The 310-nt window shown below is 39.7% G+C and carries 1 pseudogene; it reads right to left on the bottom strand.

Annotated features, from left to right (window positions below):
* Window positions 1-310 (bottom strand): annotated as a pseudogene (locus tag Z054_RS32190) (hypothetical protein); the annotation flags it as partial.

The following is a 310-nucleotide window of genomic DNA, read 5'->3' as shown; positions in this document are numbered from 1 at the left end:
ACATAACTATTAGATTCTGCAACAAAATTACTGGAAGCTCCTACTTCTACTCCTTCACCAAGCATGGTTATATTTCCGCTAGTTCCTTCGCAAACTACATCTTTATTATAAGTCACCAATCGTACCGAATTACTAGAATACCAGGCACCATAGTCTCTATCATCCCCTGCTTCTATTCTGAAGAAATTCCAGGTACTGGAAGAACTTACAGTGATATCATTTACATCTACATACACAACTCCATCATTAGTAGCACAAGGGGTACAAGAACCGCCACAGTCTACTCCTGTTTCATCTCCGTTCTGAATAC

The sequence above is a fragment of the Aquimarina macrocephali JAMB N27 genome (genome assembly GCF_000520995.1).
GTDB classification, from domain to species: Bacteria; Bacteroidota; Bacteroidia; order Flavobacteriales; family Flavobacteriaceae; genus Aquimarina; species Aquimarina macrocephali.
Note: the sequence above shows the minus strand (reverse complement) of the source record. Positions and strands in the feature narration are given on the sequence as shown.